This is a genomic window from Diaphorobacter caeni, assembly GCF_015354245.1.
In the GTDB taxonomy this organism is placed as follows: domain Bacteria; phylum Pseudomonadota; class Gammaproteobacteria; order Burkholderiales; family Burkholderiaceae_C; genus Diaphorobacter_A; species Diaphorobacter_A caeni.
Genome location: NZ_JADKYZ010000004.1, coordinates 152,187 through 175,778 on the forward strand (window position 1 = coordinate 152,187; position 23,592 = coordinate 175,778).

Below are 23,592 nucleotides of genomic sequence, written 5' to 3' on the forward strand. Positions count from 1 at the left end.
TGGCGGCGCACCAAAGCCCGAATCAGGTCAGGGCATGAGATGGGCGCGGAGTTTCCCATTGCAATGTGCAATGCGCAAATAAATGCTTTCGGTTGCTGTGCTGCCGACTGAGTTTGCTATTGTTTTTGATAAATTTCCTGTATTGGGAAATGGATCTGGTGGTCTGTTTGGGGCATGGCGTGAGGGGTGGCTTTTGTTTTGCTTTTGCTTTTGCTTTTGCTTTTGCTGCTTTGCTGGGGGCAGAGGCCGGGAGTTCCGCCCGGCGGCGGAGTCACTTTTTGCTTGCGCGCAAAAAGTAACCCAAAACGCGCTCTTCAATACCCGCGGCAGAACTCGCTTCGCGCTGCGCGCGCCGCTCGGACAACCGCCGCGAGTCAGTTTTAAAGAGGAATTGACTGCACATCGCTTCGCTCGTGCAGCATCTCGCGACTTCGCGAGATGTGGGTGCAGAAGTCTCGGCATTGAACACTCAAAAAGTGCAGCGGGCGTTTGTCACCCAACCCAACTCCACCAACGTCACCGACACGAGCGCAGCGATGTGCCGCAAACACCTCTCCCAAACTGATTTCCGGCGGTTGCCCGAGCGGAGTGACGAAGGAACGCAGCGAGTTCCGCCGGAGGACTTCAAAGCGCATTTTTGGTGACTTTTTGGGCAAGACCAAAAAGTTACTCGCCCGCCGGGGCGAGTCCCGGCCTCTGCCCTCAATCCAAGAGCAGAAACCAAAAACAAGCCAACTCAAACCCGAGCGCGAGCCTCAGAAGAAGTAGTAGTAGAAGAAGGCTCGCCCCGCCACTGCCCCATCAACCCCGCCCACTTCGAACGAGCCGCATGCAGATGCCGCTCCTTCACATGCCCATAGCCCCGAATCTCCTCGGGAATGCGGGCGATGTCCACCGCCAGCGAAAGATTCCGGGCGTTCATGCCCTTGAGGACCTCCTCGATGCTGGCGCGGTACTCCGCGATCAGAGCACGTTCGGTGCGCCGCTCCTCCGTCTTGCCGAACGGATCGAGCGCCGTGCCGCGCAGGCCCTTCAACCCGGCGAGCACGCCGAACGCCTTGCGCATCCACGGGCCGTAGCTCTTCTTGACGAGCTCGCCCTTGTCGTTCTTCTTCGCGGTGGCTGGTGGCGCGAGGTGGTGGACGATGCGGTAGTCGCCTTCGAACATGTTCTCGATCTTCGAGACGAACACCGGGTCGGTGTGCAGACGCGCGACTTCGTATTCGTCCTTGTAGGCCATGAGCTTGAACAGATAGCGCGCGACGGCTTCGGACAGCTTGGTGCTCGGGCCGAGCTTGGCTTCGGCCTGCTTGACCTTCTCGATGAAGTCGCTGTACTGCCTGGCGTATGCGGCGTTCTGGTAGCCCGTGAGGAACTCGACGCGCTTGTGCACCATTTCAGCCAGACTTGGCTTCTTCACGAACTCGATCACCTGTGCGGCCTGGAACAGGGCCTGCACTTCGGAGAGCTTGTAGGCGCAGCGGCGGCCCCATTCGAAGGCGGCCTTGTTGTTGTCGACCTGCACGCCGTTGAGCTCGATGGCGCGCATCAGGGACGCGAGCGTGAGCGGCACGCGGCCCTTTTGCCAGGCGTAGCCGAGCATCAGCGGGTTGGTGTAGATGCTGTCGCCAAGCAGTTGCACCGCGACCTGTTCGGCGTCGAACACGCCCAGCAGATCGGAGCCGACCGCTTCGGAGATCGCGCTCTCGCAACCGTCCTTGGGGAACTGCCAGTTCGGGTTGCCCACGAAGGCGGCCGATGGCGTGCCGCTGGTGTTGAGGGCCACGAACGTGCGGCCCGGCTGCATCACCGACAGGGTGGACTTGTGGGCGGCGACGATGGGGTCGCAGCCGATCACGAGGTCGGCCTTGGCCGTGTCCACCTTGGTGGTGAAGATCGCTTCGGGACGGTTGGCGATCTGGATGTGGCTCCAGGTCGAGCCGCCCTTTTGCGCAAGACCTGCGGCATCCTGCGTGATCACGCCCTTGCCCTCCAGGTGCGCGGCCATGCCGAGCAACGAGCCGATGGTGATCACGCCCGTGCCGCCGACACCGGCGACGACGATGCCCCACGCCTTTTCGGCCACGGGCAGCGTCGGCTCGGGAATCGGCAGCAGCGCCGTGAGGTCGCCCTTCTTTTCCTTCTTCGGCTTTTTCAGCTCGCCGCCCTCGATGGTCACGAAGCTCGGGCAGAAGCCGTTCACGCAGGAGTAGTCCTTGTTGCAGGAGTTCTGGTTGATGCGGCGCTTGCGGCCGAAGTCGGTTTCCACCGGCTCGACGGACAGGCAGTTCGACTTGGTCGAGCAGTCGCCGCAGCCTTCGCAGACCAGCTCGTTGATAAGCACGGTCTTGGCGGGCGTGGCCATCTTGCCGCGCTTCCTGCGGCGGCGCTTTTCGGTCGCGCAGGTCTGGTCGTAGATGATCGCGCTCGCGCCCTTGATCTCGCGGAATTCGCGCTGGATGCGGTCGAGTTCGTCGCGGTGGAACACCTCGATGCCGGGCGGCAGATCGTTGATCAGCTCGGCATGCTTGGCGCGCGCGCCGCTCGGGTCGACATGGTGTTCGCGGCCATGGTATTTCGCGGGATCGTCGGTCACCACGACCAGCTTGACGATGCCTTCGGCGCGCAGGCTGTGCGCGATCTGCGCGACCGAGTGGCCCTCGGGGCGCTCGCCGACCTGCTGGCCGCCGGTCATCGCGACCGCATCGTTGTACAGGATCTTGTAGGTGATGTTGGCGCCCGAGGCGATGCTCTGGCGGATCGCCATCAGGCCGCTGTGGAAGTAGGTGCCGTCGCCGAGATTGGCGAACACGTGGTTCTCTTTGGTGAACGGCGCCTGGCCAACCCACGTCACGCCCTCGCCGCCCATCTGGGTGAAGGTGCTGGTGTTGCGGTCGGGCATCCACGTCGTCATGTAGTGGCAGCCGATGCCCGCCACCGCGCGCGAGCCGTCGGGCACGCGGGTGCTGGTGTTGTGCGGGCAGCCGCTGCAGAACCATGGCACGCGGTCACCGATCTCCTGCTTGGGCTCGGTCAGGGCGCGTTCACGGGCCTCGATGACGGCGATGCGCTCGTCCATGCGGCGCGCGACATCGTCCGGCACGCCCACCTTCTTGAGGCGCTTGGCGATCGCCTTGGCGATGATCGCGGGCGTCAGGTCGGCCTTGGGGCGCAGCAGCCAGTTCTGGCTCGGGTTGGGCATGCTCCACTCGCCGCCCACGTCGTCCACTTCATCGAACTTGCCGAACACGTTCGGGCGTACATCGGGACGCCAGTTGTAGAGCTCTTCCTTGAGCTGGTATTCGATGACCTGGCGCTTTTCCTCGACGACCAGAATTTCCTGCAGACCCTGTGCGAAGTCGCGCGTGATCGTCGCCTCGAGCGGCCACACCACGTTGACCTTGTGCAGGCGGATGCCGAGCTGGTGGCAGGTGTCCTCGTCGATGCCGAGATCGGCCAGCGCCTGGCGCGTGTCGTTGAACGCCTTGCCGCTGGCGATGATGCCGAAGCGGTCGTTCGGCCCCTGGATGACGTTGTAGTTCAGCTTGTTGGCACGCACATAGGCCAGCGCGGCGTACCACTTGTAGTCCATCAGGCGCGCTTCCTGCTCGAGCGGCGGATCGGGCCAGCGGATGTGCAGGCCGCCCTGCGGCATCTGGAAGTCCTCGGGCAGGATGATCTTCACGCGGTCCGGGTCGACCGAGATGCTGGAGGACGATTCCACGACTTCCTGGATCGTCTTCACGCCCGACCACAGGCCCGAGAAGCGGCTCATCGCGAACGCGTGCAGACCCATGTCGAGGATGTCCTGCACGCTGCTCGGGAAGAACACCGGCAGACCGCAGGCCTTGAAGATGTGGTCGCTCTGGTGGGCGGCCGTCGAGCTCTTGCTGATGTGGTCGTCGCCCGCGATCGCGATCACGCCGCCGTGCCGGGACGTGCCCGCCATGTTCGCATGCTTGAACACGTCCGAGCAGCGGTCCACGCCGGGGCCCTTGCCGTACCAGATGCCGAAGACGCCGTCGAACTTCTTGGTGTCCGGGTAGAGATCGAGCTGCTGCGTGCCCCAGACGGCGGTCGCGCCGAGTTCCTCGTTCACGCCGGGCTGGAAGACGATGTTGTTCTCGGCCAGATGCTTCTTGGCGGCCCACAGCGACTGATCGTATGTGCCGAGCGGCGAGCCGCGATAGCCGCTGATGAAGCCCGCCGTGTTCAGCCCCTGCATCGCATCGCGCTGGCGCTGCAGCATGGGCAGACGCACCAGCGCCTGCACTCCGCTCATGAAGGCTCGACCCGAGTCCAATGTGTATTTGTCTTCGAGCGATACGGTTTCCAGCGCGCGGCGAACTGATTCAGGCAGCGGGGCGTTCATGGCCTTGTCTCCATCGTTTGTGTGGGGCACCGCCTTTTGAGCGGCGTCAATATTTCGGGCATTTTGGATGTTGCCCGTATCCGCGCAGTGTATGCGCGCGGCCCGGATATGTGTTTGCTTTTTTTGCCGTGTTTACCCCAATGCGCGAAAGATCCTTTCCAAAAACAATCCCGTTATGGAAAGTTTGGACAAATTCGATCTATTAATCCTCTCGGAGCTGCAAATCAACGCGCGCCTGACCAATGCGGAACTGGCCCAGCGCGTCGGTCTGTCGGCCGCGCCGTGCTGGCGGCGTGTGCGTGCGCTGGAGGAAGCCGGCTACATCCTCGGCTACCACGCGGCGCTGGACCGCCACAAGATCGGCCTCGGCGTGCTGGCCTTCGTGCGGCTCGACGCCCTGCGCAACACGGGCGACCTGACCAAGGCCATGGAAGAGGCCATCGCCAAGATTCCCGAGGTGGTCTCGTGCCACTACATCAGCGGCAGCGGCACCTTCGAGCTCCAGGTGGTCGCCAAGGATCTCGAAAGCTTCTCGCAGTTCGCGCGCAATGTGCTGCTCAATCTGCCCAACGTGAAGGACATGCACACGAGCTTTTCGCTGGGCGAGGTCAAGGCATCCGGCGCATTGCCGCTCGACGGCATATTCCCCAAGCGATGAAGGAGCGCGGGAATGGAGCCCGCGGCCACAAGACCATTGCCTAGTCTGTCTACATCGCCCTGTCTGTCTCTGCTGTCTGTGTCTATCTACTTGCCCGTCTCGCCACGCGCGCTGTCATAGCGGAACGGCGGCTGCGCGGGCTCGGTGCTCCAGGTGCTGCCGTCCTGATAGACCTCGCGCCGATCTTCGGCGCGCGAGCAGCCGTCCAGCGTGCAGAGATTCCAGACCAGCGCCTTGCGGTCCTTCTCAGGGTCCACCTCGGTCGCTTGTGCCTCGGGCAACAGTTCGATGCCGCCATAGACGAATCGCCCCCTGCCGTCGCTGCGCCAGTTGTCGCAGTTGCTGTAGAAGCCATCAAAGCGGTAGGCGACCGCGCGCCGCTGGTCCGCCAGAATCATCACCAGCGCATCGAGCGGCCCGGCGCCGCCGTTGAAGCTGTCGTAGGCGTAGGTCACGCAGATGGCGTTCACGCCCTGCTTGCGCCACGCGGTGGTCTTGATCAGCGGGTTGGCGACGTTGAGCGCAGGAAAATCCGCCAGCCCTGCCGACGTCGCCAAAGGGCTCTGTGCGCGCAGCGGCACGGGCTTGCCTTTGTACGAGATGAGGCCGCCCGGCTGGGAGATCACGAGCTTGCCGATGCGGGCCTCGCACTGCTGTGGCTGGCTCTCGAGGCATCCGAAGCGCACGCCCTGATTCACGGTCCACTTCAGCTCCCGGCTGCCCGTGAACGCCTCGTGCAGCGCCGCATGCGTGAGAGGCTGCTGCAAGGCCGGGGCCGCGCTCGCCGCCGCCGCGCCGCCCGCCCACAGCGCGCAGAGCACCAACCCGCCAGGCAGCCAGCTCATTGCCACTCCTTGCCTCCCGTCGCGCTGACCCATTGCGGCGCGTAGCGGATGAATACCGTGCCGCCGTACGCGGCCGTGGTTTCGTAGGCGTACTCATATTCGCCGCGAACCCGTGTTGTGTCCTTGTTTCTGGCGTCCTTCCAGTACACCGTCGTCTTGGGAAGAATGTTGTCCTTCATGCCGTAGATATTGTGCTCGGGCTTGGTGAACTTGAACCCCCGTTCATAGCGCTGGCTGGATTTGCCCTTCTTCACCTTTTCGGCGAAGTCCGCCCCTTCCCAGAAATAGGCTCCGTTGGAGTAGTCCGTGGGATTCGCCGACAGGGCGTTCTCGGCCGCGCGCAGGGCCAGCATCATGCCCCGGCTGCGCGTGATGCCCGCCATCGACGAATTGGAATACACGCCGTAGCGCACGCTTTTCACGCCATAGGCATAGGTCTTGTCGCCGGTGAGAAACGCTCGGACCGCGCTGTACCCGCGTGCACGCATCATGCGCACCACAACGTTGGCGATGGCCGCCAGCTCCTCGTAGACGTCCTTGGTGGATGCCTCACCGTAGGCGATGGCGGCGAGCGCTTGGTGATCGTCGTCCTGATCCGCCACGTCGATGTCGACACTCAGCCCCTCGAGCTGCTGGTTGGTGATGGCCGCGCTGCAGGCGCGGTCGAACGCGTTGCCGAAAGCGATCTGACGACTGTCCGCTGCGCACAGAGATCCGGGAATCTTGTAGGTCGCCATCTGGGAGTGCCTCTCATCGAATGGATGGTTGGGTATATTGATTGATGCGTTTAATAGCTATCATCAATTGAATCACAAGGCGCGGCGATGGCCGCGTGCTTGTTGAAACAAGGCGTACAACAATTCACCGCATTTCTTTTTTCGGTTTTTCCGAATTGCGGAAATCCAATCGGCATGCAAACTGCCACGTACAAAGCGACAATTCCCCCTGCATGCCATCTCAGCCATCCCACGACACCACACAGACGCCCGCTGACTCGCCCTCGGACCACGCCACGGGCAGCGACCAGTCCGCCGCCCGCAAGAACTGCGCAGAGGCCGATCAGGCCGAAGCCGCCGCCGCCGCCGAGCTCAAGCGCGGCGCCGCCGAGCGTGCCGCGCAGTCGCCCTTCGCGCCGCTGTCCGTGCCGGTGTTCCGCATGCTCTGGGCCACCTGGATCGTCGCCAACACCTGCATGTGGATGAACGACGTGGCGACCGCCTGGCTGATGACCACGCTGACCACCTCGCCCGTGCTGGTGGCGCTGGTGCAGACGGCGTCCACCGCCCCGGTGTTCCTGCTCGGGCTGCCCAGCGGCGCGCTGGCGGACATTCTGGATCGCCGCAAATACTTCATGGTCACGCAGTTCTGGGTAGCGGGCGTGGCCATGGTGCTGTGCGCCGCGATCCTGAGCGGCGGCATGTCGGCGCACCTGCTGCTGGCGCTCACGTTCGCCAACGGCATCGGGCTGGCGATGCGCTGGCCGGTGTTCGCCGCCATCGTGCCCGAGCTGGTCAGCCGCCAGCAACTGCCAGCGGCACTGGCGCTCAACGGTGTGGCGATGAACGCCTCGCGCATCATCGGCCCGCTGCTGGCCGGCGCGATCATCGCGAGCGCGGGCAGCGCGTGGGTGTTCGTGCTCAACGCCGTGCTGTCGCTGGTCGCGGGCTTCACCATCATGCGCTGGCGCCGCGTGCATCCGGACAATCCGCTGGGCCGAGAGCGCCTGACCAGCGCCATGCGCGTGGGCTTGACCTTCGTGCGCGAGTCGCCCGCGATGCGCGCGGTGCTCTGGCGCATCTCGATCTTCTTCTTCCACGCCACGGCGCTGATGGCGCTGCTGCCGCTGGTGGCGCGCGAGCTCGAAGCGGGCGGCGCGGGCACGTTCACACTGCTGCTGGCCTCGATGGGCGCGGGCGCCATCGGCTCCGCCATGTTCCTGCCGCGCCTTCGGCAGCTGATGACGCTCGACCAGCTGGTGCGCGTGGGCACCATCGCCCAGGCCGTGGCGACCGCCGTCGTCGCCGTCGCGCCCAATGTCTACATCGCCGTGCCGGCCATGGTGCTGGCCGGTGCGGCATGGATCACCACGGCGAATTCGCTGACCGTCGCCGCCCAGCTCGTGCTGCCCAACTGGGTGCGCGCGCGCGGCATGTCGATCTACCAGATGTGCATCATGGGCGCGACCGCGGCCGGGGCGGCGCTCTGGGGCCAGGTGGCCTCGATGTTCAGCGTGCACATCAGCCTCGGGATTGCGGCCGCCTCGGGCGTGATCGTCATGCTGCTGGTCCTGCGCGTGGTGCGCAACCGCCAGCCCGAAGAAGACCTGAGCCCCGCGCGCATGCTGATCCGCCCCAACGCCAGCACCACGCCCGAGGCCGGACTGCATCTGGTGGTGACCATCGAATACTTCATCGACCCGGCGCGCGCCCAGGAATTCCGCGCGGTGATGAAGGAAAGCCGCCGCACGCGCCTGCAGCAGGGCGCGCTGCACTGGGAGCTGGAGCACGACATCGCCGACCCACGCCGCTATGTGGAGCGCATCCTCGACGAGTCATGGGTGGAGCATCTGCGCCGCTTCGATCGCTCGACCAACGCGGACATGGCACTGCGGGACCGCAGACTCGCATTCCACGTGGGCGAGAACCCGCCGGTGGTCACGCGCTACGTGGTGGAGATCGAGTAAGCCAGCAAGCCGCGTTCAACGCGGCCACAGCGCCCACAGGCGCAGGTTCTGCTTCAGGCGGCCTGCCACTTCGCCAGCCTCGTGTCCCCAGCCGGTGAAATAGTCGGCACGCACCGGACCGAGGATCGCGCTGCCGGTGTCCTGCGCGAGCACGAGGCGTGAGAGCTGCACGGTCGGGCCGGTCGATGCCAGCCAGACGGGCGTGCCATACGGAATGCTCGCGCGGTCCACGGCGATCGAGCGGCCGGGGGTGAGCGGCACGCCCTGCGCGCCGCGCGGGCCGAAGGCGGCGTCCAGCGGGCTCAGTTGCTCCTCCTTGAAGAACACAAAGCGCGGATTGGCCCACAGCAGCTCGTTCACGCGCTGCGGGTTCTGCACGGTCCACGCGGTGATGCCGGGCCAGGTCGCGTCGCGCACCAGCCCCTGGTCAAGCAGCCACTTGCCGATGCTCTTGTAGGGCTGGTCGTTGGTGCCCGCAAAGGCCAGTCGCGTCACGCGTACCGTGCCGTCTGGCTCCTGCACGCGGATGCGGCCCGAGCCCTGGATGTGCAGCACCATGGCCTCGACCGGATCGCGCACCCACGCCAGCACCTTGCCCTGCAGCGCGGCCTGTGCGGCGGGCAGGGTGTCGATCTGCTGACGCGTGTACCAGGGCTTGCGCACGCCGAGATCGGCGGGCGGGCCATACAGCGGCACGTTGAAACCATTGCCCGGCGCACGCGCGGCGTCCAGAAACGGCTCGTAATAGCCGGTGAGCATGCCGTCGACCTTGCCGTCGTTGCCCTCCACGCGGTAGGGACGCAGCTTGTTCATCATCCAGCTGCGCTGCTCCTCACCATTGGCAATGGACAGACGGCGCACGTCGGCGCACAGGGGCGCGAACGCGGGAGCCGGTTTTTCGCAACTGCGCAGCCATGCGTTCCATGCCTCGAACAGCGCATCGTCGGAGAACCCCGGCAGATCGTTCCACTCCACCGGCACCCAGCGGCTCTTGGACTGATTGAGCGTTCCGGGAACGGGGTGGTATTCGGGACCCGTGGACGACGTCGGTGATTCGGTCGATGGAGCAGTGCTCTGTGGGGGCTTGGTCGAGCAGGCCGCGAGCGTTCCTACAATCAGCGTCGTTGCAACCAGGCGCAGGAGTCGAAAATTCATGGTGTTGATTTTGATTGAAGCACTGTTGGCGCTGGTCATCTTGGTCGTCATTGTCTGGTGGACAATGTTCTCTGGCCGCAAGAAGGGAGAACCGCCAAGCGCCAGTGTCGCACCGGAGCACAAGGATAGCGCCGACTGAGGGCATTTCCAATGCACGGGGGTTTTGACACAGTTTTGCACTTCCTTCGCTCTTGCGTAAGAGGCCCTCGCCACTGATGCGCGGGCGCGTCCTACAGACCCCGAATCGACGTCTTGCTACTCTGCCTTTCAGAGTCCGTCGTCACGGGCCCGTTGAACACCCGTTGAACATTTCGACTTTTCGACTTTTCATTCTCACCTTCGTTCCGCCTCCGCCCGTACCGCGAAGGAAGAGCGATTCGCTCAGTCCGCATCAAGCGGCGAGCGGACACACAGAAACTCAGGAGTTATTCACCATGCGTAAAACCCTACTCATCGGAAGCCTCGCTGCCGTCATGCTGGCCACCGGCTGCGCCAACATGAGCGACACCCAACGCCGCACCGCCACCGGTGCGGGCGTAGGCGCGCTGGGCGGCGCGGCGGTCGGCGCCATGGCCGGCGGACATGCCGGCTCGGGCGCCGTGATCGGCGCGGGCGTCGGCGCCCTCGGCACCTACCTGTGGTCGCAGCACATGGAGCGCCAGAAGCAGGAAATGCAGGCCGCCACCCAAGGCACGGGTGTGGTCGTGACGCAGACGACCGACAACCAGCTCAAGCTCGACATCCCGAGCGACATCTCGTTCGCGACCAACCGCTCGGACATCCAGCCCAACTTCCAGCCCATCCTCGACAAGTTCGCCGAAGGTCTGCGCAACAACCCCGCGACCGAAGTGCGCATCGTCGGCCACACCGACTCCACCGGCACCGACGCCATCAACAATCCCCTCTCCCTTGACCGCGCGAGCAGCGCACGCAACTACATCACCTCGCACGGCGTGAACGGCTCCCGCATCCAGGTCGAAGGCCGAGGCTCACGCGAGCCCATCGCCACCAACGACACCGGCGAAGGCCGCGCCAAGAACCGCCGCGTGGAAATCTACGTGGGCCAGCGCCAAGGCTGAAACGGATGATGGAGGCCTCACCAGCAGGAGGCCAACGCAAGGGCAGCACCCAGTGGCTGCCCTTTTTTGTTGGGCAAAGCGCAAACAACAAGTGAGGCACGAGCGCAGCGGAGTGCCGAACACACCTCTTCAGAACTGGCTCGCGGCGGTTGTCCGAACGGAGCGACGCAGTCGCGCAGTGAGTTCTGCCGCGGGTATTCAGAGCGCGCTTTTTGGTTACTTTTTGCGCGCAAGCAATAAGTGACTGCCCAGCCGGGGGCAGTCCCGGCCTCCGCCCTCAACCAAGGGCCAAGGCCCAACCGTCACGCGTTGTCGCGCAACAGATTCGCCAGCTCCACCGCCGACTTCACCTGCATCTTGTCAAACAGCCGCGCCCGGTGCACCTCCACCGTCCGCACACTGATATCGAGCTGATCCGCAATCAGCTTGTTGGGCAGCCCCTCCACCACCAGCCGCATCACGTCGCGCTCACGGTCCGTGAGCTCACCGAGCCGATCCTTCACCTGGTGCTTGGCCTTCGACGCCTCAAGACAAGCCGCCGACTGCGCCAAGGCCGCCTCGATGCGGTTGACCAGTTGGTTGTCCGAGAACGGCTTTTCGCAGAAGTCGAACGCGCCGCGCTTAACGGTCGCCACCGCCGTGGGCACGTCGGCGTGGCCGGTGAGAAAGATCACCGGCATGGCGGCCACCTCGCCGCGCTCGATCATGCGGTCAAACAGGGCCAGACCGCTCATGCCGGGCATGCGCACGTCCAGCAACAGGCAGCAGGGCTGGCGCTGCGGCAGGCGTTCGCTGAGCATGAGCTCAAAGGACTCGGCGCTGTCGTAGGCTTCGCTCGGCACGCGGCGCGAGCGCAGCAGCCAGGCGAGTGCCTCGCGCACTTCGGCGTCGTCGTCGACGATGTATACGGTGGCGTTGGAGACGGGTTCCATCAGACGGCTTCTGGTTGAAATGCTGGGAGGGTGAAAGTGAATACCGTACCACGAGGCTCGCGGGCCATGTGCCCGAGAAAGCCGCCATGCTGCTCGACAACGGTGCGGCACAGGCTCAGGCCGAGGCCCATGCCCTCGGCGCGGGTGGTGTAGAACGGCGTGAAAAGGCGCGCGGCCACATCATCGCTGATGCCCGCACCCATGTCGCTGAACGAGAACTCCAGCCACTTGTTCTGCGCGTTGGAGGCGGCGCGGCGCACGCGGATTTCGAGCACGCGCGGGTGAATGTCGGGGTGGTCCATGGACTGCATGCCGTTGCGCGCCAGGTTGAGCAGCACCTGCTCGACCATGGTGCGGTCGCACAGCAGATCGGGAAGTTCGGGCTCGATGATGATCTGGATGTGCACGCGCAGCTTGTGGGCCTGCAGGCGGATCAGCGGCAGCACGGCGTCAACCAGTTCCTGCGCGCTGACGGACTCGCGCGACTGGTCGCGGCGGCGCACGAAGTCGTGCACGCTCTTGATCACCCGCCCCGCGCGCTCGGCCTGCTGCGCGATGCGCTGGATGCCCACGCGCACATCGGCCAGATTCTCGGACGGCGGGCTGGCCGTGGGCTGGTCGGTCTGCAGCAGGTTGAGCGAGCCGGTCGCATAGCTGGAGATCGCGGCGAGCGGCTGGTTGAGTTCGTGGCTGAGCAGCGAGGCCATCTCGCCGACCGTCGCCAGACGCGCCGTGGCCTGCAGCCGCTCCTGCGACGCGCGCGAGATTTCCTCGACGCGGCGCTGCTCGCTCACGTCGAGGAACGAGCCCATCCAGCCGGTGTGCAGGCCCTGCGCGTTGATCAGCGGCGCCTCGTAGATCATCACCGGAAAGCGCGTGCCGTCCTTGCGCATGAAGGTCGATTCATAGCCCTCGCGCGGCGGAATGTGGTTGCCGGACATGCGCACCATCTGGCGCGCGCTGTACTCGCCCGCCAGCTCCGGCGGCCAGTAAGGCAGCGGGTTGGTGTGGCCGATCAGCTCGTCGGCGGTGAAGCCCACCATCTCGCAGAAGGCCGGGTTCACGTAGGTGATGCGGCCATCGAGATCGCGCGCGCGCAGTCCCGTGACCTGCGAGTCCTCCATGGCCTTGCGGAACGCCAGCGCCTCGCCGAGATCGCGCTCGGCGCGCAGGCGCCTGCGGTTGTCGCGCACCAGCACGATCAGCACGGTGACGAGCGCGATCGACATGGCGGTGACCAGCGCGGTGAGCACGTTGGGGAACACGCTGGGCGCGGCGTGCCAGCTGTCCAGCCGCAGGATCAGCGTGGTGCCGGGCAGGTCGAACAGCTGCTGGGCGGTGAACATGCGCGTGCCGCGCCGCATCGCGCCGACCACGGCCAGACGCGTGCCGTCGGCCTCGGTGAACGACACCTCCTGGCCGCGCTGCAGACTGGGCGCGACCAGATCGACGAGCACGGTCTGCAGCGAATAGGTGGCGATCAGAAACCCGGTGACGCGTCCATCGTCCATCAGCGGCAGGCACAGCTCCATCATCTCGGAGCCCATGCCGTTGGGCAGCGGCTGGAAGTAGCTGCTCGAATACGAAGGTCCGCCCACGCGCCGCGCGTTGGTGCACGAGAGATTCATGTCGGAATGGATGCTGTTGCCGCCGTCCGCGGGGTCCCAGGTCATGGGGCGAAACGGTGATTCGGCATGCGCGCGCACCTTGAGCTGCGAATCGCGCCATTCCAGCCGCACCAACTCGCGCCGCGCGTTCAGCAGATCGCTCGCGCGGCTCTCCCAGTTGGCCAGATCGGGCTCGCCCATCTGCAGCGACTGCATGTTCTGGACGTTGTGCGCAAAGGCGATGCGGATGTCGGAGACGGCATCGGCCGCATCGCGCTCCACGCGCGACTGCACCTGGCTGGCCTCGTAGCGCCCTGCCAGCCAGACCAGCGTGATCAGCATGCTCGCCACCAGCAGCACCAGCAGCGACCACAGCGACCAGCGACGCCAGGCGCTGTGCCAGCGGTGCAGCTGCCACTGCGGCAGCGCGTCGTCAACGACCGAGGCCGCCGACGACGATGAGGACGATGCCATCGACCCGGAGGCCTGCGTCACGTTTTCCATTCCATCCCAATGTGTGCTGCGCCGCGTGCCGTGGATGCGGCATCGGCGGATTCAAACCAACGAACCATGCGACCGTCTACAGGACCCGGTGGTCAAGAGCGGGCAGTTGCGCGCGCATCTCGCGCAACTGGCGATGATCGAGCGTGCCGATCACCACGCCCTCGCCCTGTGCGCGCTGCGCCAGCACCGTGCCCCAGGGGTCGACCAGCATGCTGTGTCCCCAGGTGCGGCGGCCATTCTCGTGCACGCCGCCCTGCGCGGGCGCCAGCACGTAGGCGAGATTTTCCACCGCCCGCGCGCGCAGCAGCAGATCCCAGTGCGCGCTGCCGGTCACGAAAGTGAAGGCGCTCGGCACCAGCAGCAGGTCCGCCCCGGCGCGCGCATGGGCGCGGTACAGCTCGGGAAAGCGCAGGTCGTAGCAGACCGACAGCCCCACGCGCCAGGCCGAACCATCCCGGGCCGTGATGGTAAAGCGAACCGGCTGCGTTCCGGGCGAAATCACGCGGGCCTCGTCGAATTGCTCGCTTCCGCCGTCGAAGCGGAACAAGTGAATCTTGTCGTAGCGCGCGACGCACTCCCCGTCGGGCGAATGGACCAGCGTGGTGTTGTAGACATGGTCCTCGCTCGGTGCGCGCAGCGGCAGCGTGCCGCCCACGATCCACAGGCCCAGCTCACGCGCGGCGTCCGCGAGAAACTGCTGGATGGGGCCGCGTCCGGGCTCCTCGCGCAGCTGGAGCTTGTCGGTGTCCTTGTGGCCCATCACGCAGAAATACTCGGGCAGGCAGGCCAGCTCCGCGCCGCGCGCGGCAGCCTCCTCGAGCAGCCTGCGGGCGGCGGCGAGGTTGGCGTCCAGCCCCGTGCCCGAGACCATCTGAATCGCGGCGATCTTCATTGCGTCTCTCCTGTTGACTCATGCCGCGCATCGGCGGACTGGTCCGACTGGCCCGTCACCGCCTTGCTGCGCTTGACCTTCTCCACGCGCGGATCGGACCAGGTGCCGTCGACGCGGAACTCCTGCGTCGCGGCCTGGATCAGCGGGCCGCGCAAAAACACCTGCGCGAGAAAACTGCCGAGCCCGATCACCGGGTTGATCGCGGTGGCGACGAGGGACGCGGTCATCGCGTTGATCTCGGGCACCACGACCACGCGCAGGTCCTGCGTCTCGTGCTCCAGATCGGCCTTGCCCTCCATGAGCACGGCCGCGTTCAGGCCCTTCATCTGCAGATTGTTGGTGGTCGCGACGCCGCGATCGACATGCACGTCGCCGCGCACGAAGTCGAACGCGAATCCTTCGCTGAACACGTCGCGGAAGTCCAGCGTCAGGCGGCGCGGAATCGACTGCAGGCTCAGCACGCTGAGCAGCTTGGCCAGCCCCGGATCGGCCTTGAGGAACTGCCCGGCCTGCATGTCCACATGCACCTGCCCGGTCATCGAGGAATAGTCCGGCGACAGCGGCGCGCCAAGCCACGCGACCTGTCCGGTCATCTTGCCCTTGCCGCGCTTGACCACGCCGGGCATGTTGAAGCGCGCGAGCAGGTCGCCCGAATCGCGTACGTCCAGCTCGAAATTCATCGCCGTGCGCCGCTGCGCGTTGGCGCCCGTTCCGCCAAGCAGCGCCCAGTTGCCGCTGGAGGTGAACGTGGCCTCGGGCGTGATCAGATTCAGGTGCGCCAGTCGCCATTCGCGCCGCCCGTCGCCGGTGGTGGCGTTGCGCGCCAGCACCTCGATGCGGCCGAGGTTGCGCCCGTGTATCTGGAAATCCTGCACCACGATGTCCAGCGCGGGCAGCGTGCGCGGCTGGTCGTCAAGCAGGTCGTTGGCGCTTGCGACCGTGTCCTGCGTCTGCGGAATTCTGAGGCGATCCAGACGCGCGTAGATCAACCCCGGCGCGGGCACGGTGTCGCTCGCGAGGCGGTATTCGATCAGCCCGCTGAGCTCTTCTGCCTTGGCGTTCACCCGCCAGAGGTCCTTGTGCCGCGTCACGCTCGCATCCACCTGATGCAGCGTGCGCCCGCCCAGGGCGATGGACTGGGCGCGCACGTTGATGCGCGAGGGTTTGTAGCCCTGCAGCTCGGGATCGGCCGCCGCGGAAACGGAGGCCGAAGTGGGCTGGTCTGCGACCGCCTTGGCCAGCGCATGCCACGGGGCCGCATCGACGTCACCCAGCACCAGATCGGCCGTCACGCCGGACTCCGGCAGGCGCGGCGCCTGCCCCGCGGGCAGCCCCACGCCGATGGCGCCGCGCAGCACCTTGCCCGGCTGGCCGGCCTCACCCAACTGGCGCACGTAGTGCACGCCACCCACGTTGGCGACATCCACCGTGAGCTGCTCCTGCAGCGGCAGATGCGCGGCGGCTTCCACCGACTGCGGCGTGAGCTGGGTCTCGAAACGCACCGGCATGGCGCTCTGCTCGGTCTTGCCCAGCGGCGCGGGCAGGTCGACGGCCATGCCCTGCAGCGACGCGTTGACCAGCAGCTCGGGCACGCCACGGCGCAGGCCGACCTGGACCGAATACGGCGTGGTGCCGCTCGCGTGCTTCGCCAGATCGGCCAGCGGCCCCGCAGGCGCGACCGCGCGCAGCCCTTCAGCCGTGGCGACGCCTTGGGCACGCACCTGCACGATGGCCTTCTGCCCGGCGGGCAGCGGCTGCGGCGGGGGGGCGGAACTCGCGGACAGCGTGCGCATGCCGCCCTCCAGCGTCACATCGCCGCCGAGCGCGCGTCCCTGCACGCCGACGATGGAGAAGCCGCCCTCGGAAAACTGCACCGAGCCCTGCGCCTGCGTGACCTGCGGCACGTCGGGAGTGAACTGCACATCGTTGCCGAGCAGCTTCACATTGCCCTGCACCTTGGACTCGTTGATGTGGTCCAGCGGCAGGCTGAGCTGCAGCCGGAGCTCGGCGTTGCCGCTCACCACCGCCTGGTCGAGCGCGTGTTCGGTGAGCTGGGTGATGTGCGACTTGCGCGCCAGTCCGAGCATGTCGGCGAGCGGCCCCACGGCGTGCGCGTCCACGCCGACGACGGGATGGTCAAGATTGGGAATCTCCGCGTTCGCGTTGCGCACCTTGACCGCAGCCAGCCCGCCCAGCGTGCCGTTGGCATTCTTGATCTGCATGCTCGAGCGCTCGAACACCAGCTCGCCGGACAGCCCCGTGAGCTGCGGCCACGGCAGCTCGCCCGCTGCCTGCAGCGACGCGGGCACATAGGTGTAGTTGACGTTCTTGACCTGGGCGGCGATGCGGAAATCGCCCTGCCCCGGCTTGCTGAACGGGAAGTCGTGCAGGTTGCCCTTGACCTTGAACTGCATGCCCGTCGCCACGCCGGTGTTGACGGCGTCACGCACGTAGTGCCGCGTGTGCTCGGGAATGCCGAGCGGCAGATAGCGGTGCACGCGGGTGCCGTCGGCGCGCGTGGCGCTGCCCGAGAGGTCAAGCACGCCCGGAAAGCGCGAGCCCGACGAGGACTTGCGCGGATCGTCCGTGTGCCAGCTCGCGCGCGCTTCGCCGGCCGCGTCCGCGTTGGCGAACTTCACGTTCTGCACGTCCACGCCGATGCGCTCGCCGTCGATGGTCCAGTTCACGTTGGCCGAAAGCTTCTGCAGGGGAATCGCGGGCTCCTCGAACACGCCGGGGAACACCAGAGCGCCATTGCTGATCGCCAGCGTCGCATTGCCACCCGCCTGAGTGAGCGCAAACTGCACGCGCGCACCGGCGATGCCGGGCATGGAGCCGCCCGGCTCGCCCTTGGCCGTGCTGCCCATCGTGAGGTCCTCGATCAGACCGTTGGCCTGATACTGGCGCGGCGCACTGAGCGGGCCGTGCCAGGTCGCCTGCACGTTGCGGGCCACGCCGCGCGGCGCGATCTGGCGCAGGGGATCATGCACCGCCTTGCCCAGCGGCAGGCGGTCGGCGATCTGCGCAAGCACCGCGAGATTGAGCTGGCTGGCGCGCAGCTCGCCCTGCTCCAGCGCCGGATTCATCGGATCCGCCCCAGTCTGGCGGAAGAACAGCGTGGTGTCGGGCCAGCTCAGGCCATCGTCAGCCACGAACGAGAGGTTCTGCACGCTCACCTCGAAACCATTGTCGAACTGCTGCGCGCCCACGCGGCCCTTGACCGACTGCAGCGACAGGGGCTCGAGCTTGTTGCCGAGCGTGGCGCGCACCTCCTTGAGCGCCACGTCCGCCACGCCGCCGGTGATCTTGCCCTGCCGCACGTCGATCCATGCGCGCACCGCGCCTTCGCCCTCCCCGACGGTGAGCGCGCCAAGGTCCGCATATTCATTGAGGCGCGAGACATCGCCGTTGGGCAGATCGGCGTAGATCTGGCCGCTCCAGGTCTGCCAGTCGCCGCCCCGGGTCGACCAAATCGGCTCGCGGAACACGCCGCGCACCGAAAAGCGCTCGCCCCAGCCAGCGGGCGGCGTCGCGTCGAGCCGCATGCGGTGACGCCATGCACCATTGCGCAGCACCAGATTCACGTCCGTGAGTTCAAGTGGCGGCGCCTCGCGCAGTTCGTCCGTCCAGCGCACCTTGCCGTTCAGGATGGCAACCTCGCCCTGCGAGAACAGCCATTCGAGCCCGGAGCCGTCGCCGCCTTCCGCGCCGCCGGTGATCGGCAGACCCGCCACATGGATGCTGCCGTTCGCGTCGCGGCGCACGTCGAGCTCGGGCGCCTTCACATAGAGCTGATCGAAGCCCCGGCGCAGCAGCGAACGCGGCGACACCGCCACGACCACCTGCGGCAGCCGCAATGCCTCACGCCCCATGGGGTCAAGCAGTTGCACGTCGGAGAGCTCCAGCGTGGGTATCAGACCCTCGCTCTGTGCGGCCAGCCCCCCGATTCGCACCGGTACCCCCAGCGCCTTCTCGGCTTGGGTTTGTACTTGCAGACGGAATTCCCCGATACGCGGCACAATGAAGCCGTGCAGCAAGCCCCAGGCGACAGCGACCAGCAGCCAGAAAGCCAGCAGCAGCCCCAGCGACCACCGCGCGAACCCTGCAAGAAAATGCAGCAGACGTGATGGATGGGAGGGCTGCTCGGTCATGGAGAAAGGTTGATTTGTGTGTGGAATTATGACCCGCCCTGTCTCCTTGAGTTCTGCACAGATGGTGTCGTGATGTACAGCCGTGCAGAGACTGCCGGTTGCGCTCATGCTGTGACAGTGCGCGTTGCGCCAGCCTGAAATGCAGAAGCCCTCCTCAGAATTGACCCCCATCGATGGCCAGAGCCATCTCGCAGAACATTCCCGCTTCTTCCAGCGCCTGCACCGGCGCTACGAATCGGAAATGGCCCTGCTGCCCACCGGTGTTCCGACGCGCGAGACCATGGCCCAGACCTGCGATGACCTCATCGCCAAAGGCCATGACCTGGGCGCGGCCTTGCGGATCCTGCGCCAGATTGTCATGGAGCGCCTGATCCGCCTGGATTGCGAGCAGGGCGCACCGCTTGAAGACATCTGCCTGCCGGTCACTCATCTGGCCGAATTGGCGCTGGACCGGGCCTGCACAGCCGTGCGGGCCGAGCTCGACACCCGCCACGGCGCCCCGCAGGGCCCGAACGGCGAGCCGGTGCAGCTCTGGGTCATCGGCATGGGCAAGCTCGGCGCGCGCGAGCTCAACGTGTCGAGCGACATCGACCTCATCTACGTCTACGAGCACGACGGCGACACCGCCGGTCAGCCCGATGGGCGCGGCAAGCTCTCCAACCACGAATACTTCGCTCGCGCGGTCAAGGCCATCTTCAACCTCGTGGGCGACACGACCGAGCACGGCTTCGTGTTCCGCGTCGATCTGGCGCTGCGCCCCAACGGCAACTCCGGCCCGTCGGCCGTCTCGCTGTCGGCGCTGGAGGACTATCTGCTCGTGCACGGCCGCGAATGGGAGCGCTTCGCCTGGCTCAAGAGCCGCATCGTCGCTCCGCGCGACTGCCTGTCCACGCCCAATGTGCAGGCGCTGCGCGGCGTGGTGCTGCCGTTCGTGTTCCGCCGCTATCTGGACTACAACGTGTTCGATGCCCTGCGCATCCTGCACCGCCAGATCCGCGACCACGCCTCCAAGCGCAGCGCCGGTCACCCCGAGCGAGCCAACGACGTCAAGCTCTCGCGCGGCGGGATTCGCGAGATCGAGTTCACCGTGCAGCTGCTGCAGGTGGTGCGCGGCGGCCAGTTCCCCGAACTGCGCTGCCGCCCCACGCTCGAAGCGCTGCAGCGCCTTGCGCGCGCCGGCCTCATGCCGCAGGAAACCGCCGATGCGCTGGCGCGCGCCTATGTATTCCTGCGCAAGGTAGAGCACCGCATCCAGTATCTCGACGACCAGCAGACCCATGTGCTGCCCACCTCCGACGACGACCTGTGCTGGATCGGCCGGACCATGGGCGTGGAGTGCAGCGACTTCCTCAAGGAGCTGGACACCCACCGCGAACTGGTCGCCCAGGAGTTCGACACCCTGCTCGGCGGCGAAGCCGAGAAGAAGAAATGCGCAGGCGGCAACTGCGGCGGCCCGCGCGCTGCCGGATCAAGCGCGCCCGCGCCCGAGCTGGACACGCTGCTCGAGCTGCTCCCGCCCAAGATGCGCGAACGCGTGGCCGACTGGCGCACCAACCAGCGTGTGCAGGGCCTGCGCGACGAAGCGCGCGCTCGCTTGTACCGACTCACGCAGCGCACCGCGCGCTGGATCGGCGAGGGCACGACTGACGAGGCCGCCGCCGTGCGCTTCGTCGAATGGCTGGAGCCGCTGCTGCGCCGCGAAAGCTATCTGGCGCTGCTGCTCGAGCGCCCCTCGGTGCACGAACACCTGCTGCACCTGCTGGGCTCGGCCAAATGGCCGGCGCGCTACATGCTGCAGCACCCCGGCGTGATCGACGAGCTGGCGAGCGACGCGCTGATGTCCGAGCGCTTCGTGCCCGCCGATTTCGAGCACGAGCTCGAACTGCGTCTGGCCGCGCTGCGCTCGACCGGCGAGGACGACGACGAGAACCTGCTCAACCTGCTGCGCCGCGCCCACCATGCCGAAACCTTCCGCACGCTGGCCCGCGACGTGGAGCACCGCATCACGGTCGAGCAGGTGGCGGACGATCTCTCCGCGCTCGCCGACTGCGTGCTGCGCGTGACGGCGCGCTGGTGCTGGTCGCGTCTGAAAAACAAGCACCGCGAGACGCCGCAGTTCGCCATCATCGGCTACGGCAAGCTCGGCGGAAAGGAATTGGGCTACGGCAGTGATCTGGACATCGTCTTCGTGTTCGACGACGACGACGAGAACGCCCTGGAAATCTACGCCGCCTTCGTGCGCAAGCTGGTCAACTGGCTGTCGGTGAAGACCGGCGAGGGTGACCTGTTCGAGATCGACACCGCCCTGCGCCCCAACGGCAACTCGGGCCTGCTGGTCACGCGCTTCGCCGCCTACGCCGACTACCAGACCCAGCGCGGCAGCAACACCGCCTGGACCTGGGAACATCAGGCGATGACGCGCGCGCGCTTCGTGCTCGGCACCGAAGATCTCGTGCCGCTCGACGCCCAGGGCCACCCCATCGCCGAGGACGAGCCCCACGGCGGCCTGCACCTGCGCGAGCGTTTCGACGCGGTGCGCGAGGCCGTCATCACCGCGCCGCGCGACAGCGCGTCGCTGCGGGACGAAATCGTCACCATGCGCGATCGCGTGCGCAGCGCCCATCCGGTGCCGCACGGCGAGTTCGACGTGAAGCACAGCCACGGCGCGATGGTCGACGCCGAGTTCGCCGTGCAGTACTTGGTGCTGTCACAGTCGGACGCCCATCCGGGCCTGCGTGACAACAAGGGCAACATCGCCCTGCTGCAGCGCGCCGAGGCCGCCGGCCTCTTGCCCGCGGGCGTGGGCACGGCGGCCGCCAATGCCTACCGCACGCTGCGCCATGTGCAGCACCGCGCACGCCTGAACGAAGAACCCACGCGCGTGCTCGACGACGAACTCGTGCCTGAACGCGACGCGATCCTCGCGCTCTGGAAAGCCGTCTTCGGCGACCGACCGCTCTGATTCCGCCATGAGCGAGGCTCGCATGCAGCGGCCTCGCTCACAACGATTCACGGTCGTCCAAGGCTTCCCTGCGCCAGCCCAAAGCGGCACGGGCCGCGCTGGAAAACTGCAGCGCATTCATGCTCTAATGCGCTGCTCACCGGCCCAGCAGACTTGCGCGCAAAAGAATTGATCTGATCGATCATGGAAGGACGAGGCACCGAATGCCCCGCCCCGCGCGCGCCAGGCCGATTCCCCATCGCTGTCGCCTCACGAGGGCGCATTCCACGACGTCTCATCCATGCCGCGAATCCGCTTGCTGCATCTGGCTCTGTCTCTCTGGTTGCCGTTGACCCTGGCGGGCTGCGCCATCCAGCGCCCGCCCGCGCAGGTCGATGCCCCTGTGCCGACCCAATGGCATGCCCCGCTTCCGCACGGCGGCAGCGTCGCGCAGCTCGAGGACTGGTGGCGCGCTGCGGGCGATCCGCTGCTCGCAGAACTCATCCGCGAGGCCCAGACCGCCAGCCCCAGCGTGGCGCAGGCGCGCTCGACCTTCGAGCAGGCCCGGGCCACGCAAGTCGCCGCGCGTGCCGCGCTGCTGCCGACGCTGGACGCGCAGGCCAGTGCCAGCAGGGGCTTCAACGAGCAGACCGCCGGCATCGCCAACACCGCGCAGATCGGCGCGCAGGCGGGATGGGAGATCGACCTGTTCGGCCGCAACTCCGCCACCTCGGATGCCGCTGGCGAGCGCCTCGAAGGCTCGCGGGCCAAATGGCATGACGCCCGCGTGTCGGTGGCCGCCGAGGTCGCCAACCAATACACCGGCTGGCGCTACTGCGCGCGGCAGCTCACCGTGCTGCAAGGCGACGTGGCATCGCGCGAGCAGACCGCGAAGCTCTCGAGCGAGAGCGAACGCGCGGGCTTCACCGCTCCCGCCAATGCGGCCCTCGCCGCCGCAAGCTTTTCCGATGGCCGCGTGCGCCTCGCACAGCAACAGCTGCAGTGCGACATCGGCATCAAGACGCTGGTCGCGCTGACCGGCCGCGACGAGGCCGCACTGCGCAGCGCGCTCGCCGAATCGCCCGCCGCACCGCTGCCGGACGCGCTGTTCACCGTGGACAGCCTTCCCGCGCAGGTCATCGTGCAGCGCCCCGACGTCCATGCCGCCGAACGCGAAGTGGCGGCCGCGAGCGCCGACGTCGGCAGCGCCGAAGCCGAACGCTATCCACGGCTCTCGCTCGGGGGCTCCATCGGCCGGCTGTATCTCGGCACCGGCAGTCTGAGCGGCAGCTCCAACATCTGGACCATCGGGCCGGTGGCGGTGTCGCTGCCGCTGTTCGACGGTGGCCGCCGCGCCGCGCAGGTCACGGCCGCGAAGGCGCGCTACGACGCGGCGGCGGTGAGCTATCGCGCACAGGTCCGACAGGCCGTGGGCGAGGTCGAGCAGGCGCTCACCAGACTCGCGAGCACCAGCGAACGCCGCACCGACGCGCAGAACGCCGCGGCGGGCTACAAGCGCTCGCTCGACGCCACGCAAGCGCTGTGGAAGGGCGGCCTCGCCAGCCAGCTGGATCTGGAGAACGCCCGTCGCACGGCGCTGGCCTCCGAACTCTCGCTGGTGAGCCTCGAACAGGAGCGCATGAGCGCCTGGATCCAGCTCTACCGCGCTGCCGGTGGCGGCTGGAGCGTGAATGCGCAAGACCCGGCCGTCCCCACGGCCGCCACGTCGTTCAACGCCTCGCCGACCCATTGATCCGCACCGAAACGCGTTAA

General features: G+C 66.7%; 15 protein-coding genes. 7 read left to right on the plus strand and 8 right to left on the minus strand.

Going from position 1 to position 23,592, the window contains the following annotated elements; translation table 11 throughout:
- The first annotated feature begins 461 nt into the window (after positions 1 to 461).
- On the plus strand, positions 462 to 644 hold the full coding sequence (locus ISG32_RS11600; RefSeq protein ID WP_194771176.1) for a hypothetical protein: 183 nt from the start codon (positions 462 to 464) through the stop codon (positions 642 to 644).
- A gap of 92 nt (positions 645 to 736) precedes the next feature.
- On the opposite strand, the gene ISG32_RS11605 is transcribed toward ISG32_RS11600, so the two are convergent.
- Complete coding sequence (locus tag ISG32_RS11605; protein ID WP_194771177.1) at positions 737 to 4,372, minus strand: indolepyruvate ferredoxin oxidoreductase family protein; 3,636 nt, start codon at positions 4,370 to 4,372, stop codon at positions 737 to 739.
- Positions 4,373 to 4,547: 175 nt separating this feature from the next.
- Between ISG32_RS11605 and ISG32_RS11610 the strand changes: the two genes are divergently transcribed.
- A complete protein-coding gene (locus tag ISG32_RS11610) occupies positions 4,548 to 5,030 on the plus strand; it encodes an Lrp/AsnC family transcriptional regulator (RefSeq protein ID WP_194771178.1) in 483 nt (160 codons plus the stop codon).
- 86 nt (positions 5,031 to 5,116) lie between these two features.
- On the opposite strand, the gene ISG32_RS11615 is transcribed toward ISG32_RS11610, so the two are convergent.
- The gene (locus ISG32_RS11615) at positions 5,117 to 5,875 is read right to left on the minus strand and encodes a hypothetical protein (RefSeq protein ID WP_194771179.1); all 759 of its coding nucleotides are present in this window, start codon (positions 5,873 to 5,875) and stop codon (positions 5,117 to 5,119) included.
- Entirely contained in the window at positions 5,872 to 6,612 is a 741-nt protein-coding gene (locus ISG32_RS11620) for a hypothetical protein (RefSeq protein ID WP_194771180.1), read from the minus strand. The genes ISG32_RS11615 and ISG32_RS11620 overlap by 4 nt, the downstream gene beginning before the upstream one ends.
- Positions 6,613 to 6,824: 212 nt before the next feature.
- Here ISG32_RS11620 and ISG32_RS11625 point away from each other — a divergent pair, with 212 nt between their 5' ends.
- On the plus strand, positions 6,825 to 8,558 hold the full coding sequence (locus tag ISG32_RS11625) for an MFS transporter (RefSeq protein WP_194771181.1): 1,734 nt from the start codon (positions 6,825 to 6,827) through the stop codon (positions 8,556 to 8,558).
- Between the two features lie 15 nt (positions 8,559 to 8,573).
- On the opposite strand, the gene mltA is transcribed toward ISG32_RS11625, so the two are convergent.
- Complete coding sequence (gene mltA / locus ISG32_RS11630; protein ID WP_323745934.1) at positions 8,574 to 9,779, minus strand: murein transglycosylase A; 1,206 nt, start codon at positions 9,777 to 9,779, stop codon at positions 8,574 to 8,576.
- Here mltA and ISG32_RS11635 point away from each other — a divergent pair.
- Together ISG32_RS11635 and ISG32_RS11640 are read left to right on the plus strand one after the other, a co-directional pair.
- Positions 9,712 to 9,852: a hypothetical protein gene (locus tag ISG32_RS11635; RefSeq protein ID WP_194771183.1), complete on the plus strand. Its 141-nt coding sequence runs from the start codon at positions 9,712 to 9,714 to the stop codon at positions 9,850 to 9,852. The two genes, mltA and ISG32_RS11635, sit on opposite strands and share 68 nt — an antisense overlap.
- A 295-nt stretch (positions 9,853 to 10,147) precedes the next feature.
- Entirely contained in the window at positions 10,148 to 10,792 is a 645-nt protein-coding gene (locus ISG32_RS11640) for an OmpA family protein (protein ID WP_194771184.1), read from the plus strand.
- Between the two features lie 302 nt (positions 10,793 to 11,094).
- Here the strand turns inward: ISG32_RS11640 and ISG32_RS11645 are convergent, their stop codons facing one another.
- The 4 genes from ISG32_RS11645 to ISG32_RS11660 all read right to left on the minus strand — a co-directional run bounded on the left by ISG32_RS11645 (position 11,095) and on the right by ISG32_RS11660 (position 18,878).
- The gene (locus tag ISG32_RS11645; protein WP_194771185.1) at positions 11,095 to 11,724 is read right to left on the minus strand and encodes a response regulator transcription factor; all 630 of its coding nucleotides are present in this window, start codon (positions 11,722 to 11,724) and stop codon (positions 11,095 to 11,097) included.
- Complete coding sequence (locus ISG32_RS11650; protein WP_194771491.1) at positions 11,724 to 13,805, minus strand: two-component system sensor histidine kinase NtrB; 2,082 nt, start codon at positions 13,803 to 13,805, stop codon at positions 11,724 to 11,726. Before ISG32_RS11650 ends, ISG32_RS11645 begins: the two co-directional genes overlap by 1 nt.
- A gap of 106 nt (positions 13,806 to 13,911) precedes the next feature.
- A complete protein-coding gene (locus ISG32_RS11655; protein WP_194771186.1) occupies positions 13,912 to 14,727 on the minus strand; it encodes a carbon-nitrogen hydrolase family protein in 816 nt (271 codons plus the stop codon).
- Positions 14,724 to 18,878 (minus strand): YhdP family protein, encoded by a 4,155-nt coding sequence (locus ISG32_RS11660; RefSeq protein WP_194771187.1) that lies wholly within the window; start codon positions 18,876 to 18,878, stop codon positions 14,724 to 14,726. Before ISG32_RS11660 ends, ISG32_RS11655 begins: the two co-directional genes overlap by 4 nt.
- A gap of 139 nt (positions 18,879 to 19,017) precedes the next feature.
- Between ISG32_RS11660 and glnE the strand changes: the two genes are divergently transcribed.
- Together glnE and ISG32_RS11670 are read left to right on the plus strand one after the other, a co-directional pair.
- The gene (glnE, locus tag ISG32_RS11665; protein WP_194771188.1) at positions 19,018 to 21,840 is read left to right on the plus strand and encodes a bifunctional [glutamate--ammonia ligase]-adenylyl-L-tyrosine phosphorylase/[glutamate--ammonia-ligase] adenylyltransferase; all 2,823 of its coding nucleotides are present in this window, start codon (positions 19,018 to 19,020) and stop codon (positions 21,838 to 21,840) included.
- A 280-nt stretch (positions 21,841 to 22,120) separates the two neighbouring features.
- Positions 22,121 to 23,572, plus strand: coding sequence for an efflux transporter outer membrane subunit (locus ISG32_RS11670; RefSeq protein ID WP_194771189.1), 1,452 nt, complete (start codon positions 22,121 to 22,123; stop codon positions 23,570 to 23,572).
- Positions 23,573 to 23,592 lie beyond the last annotated feature (20 nt).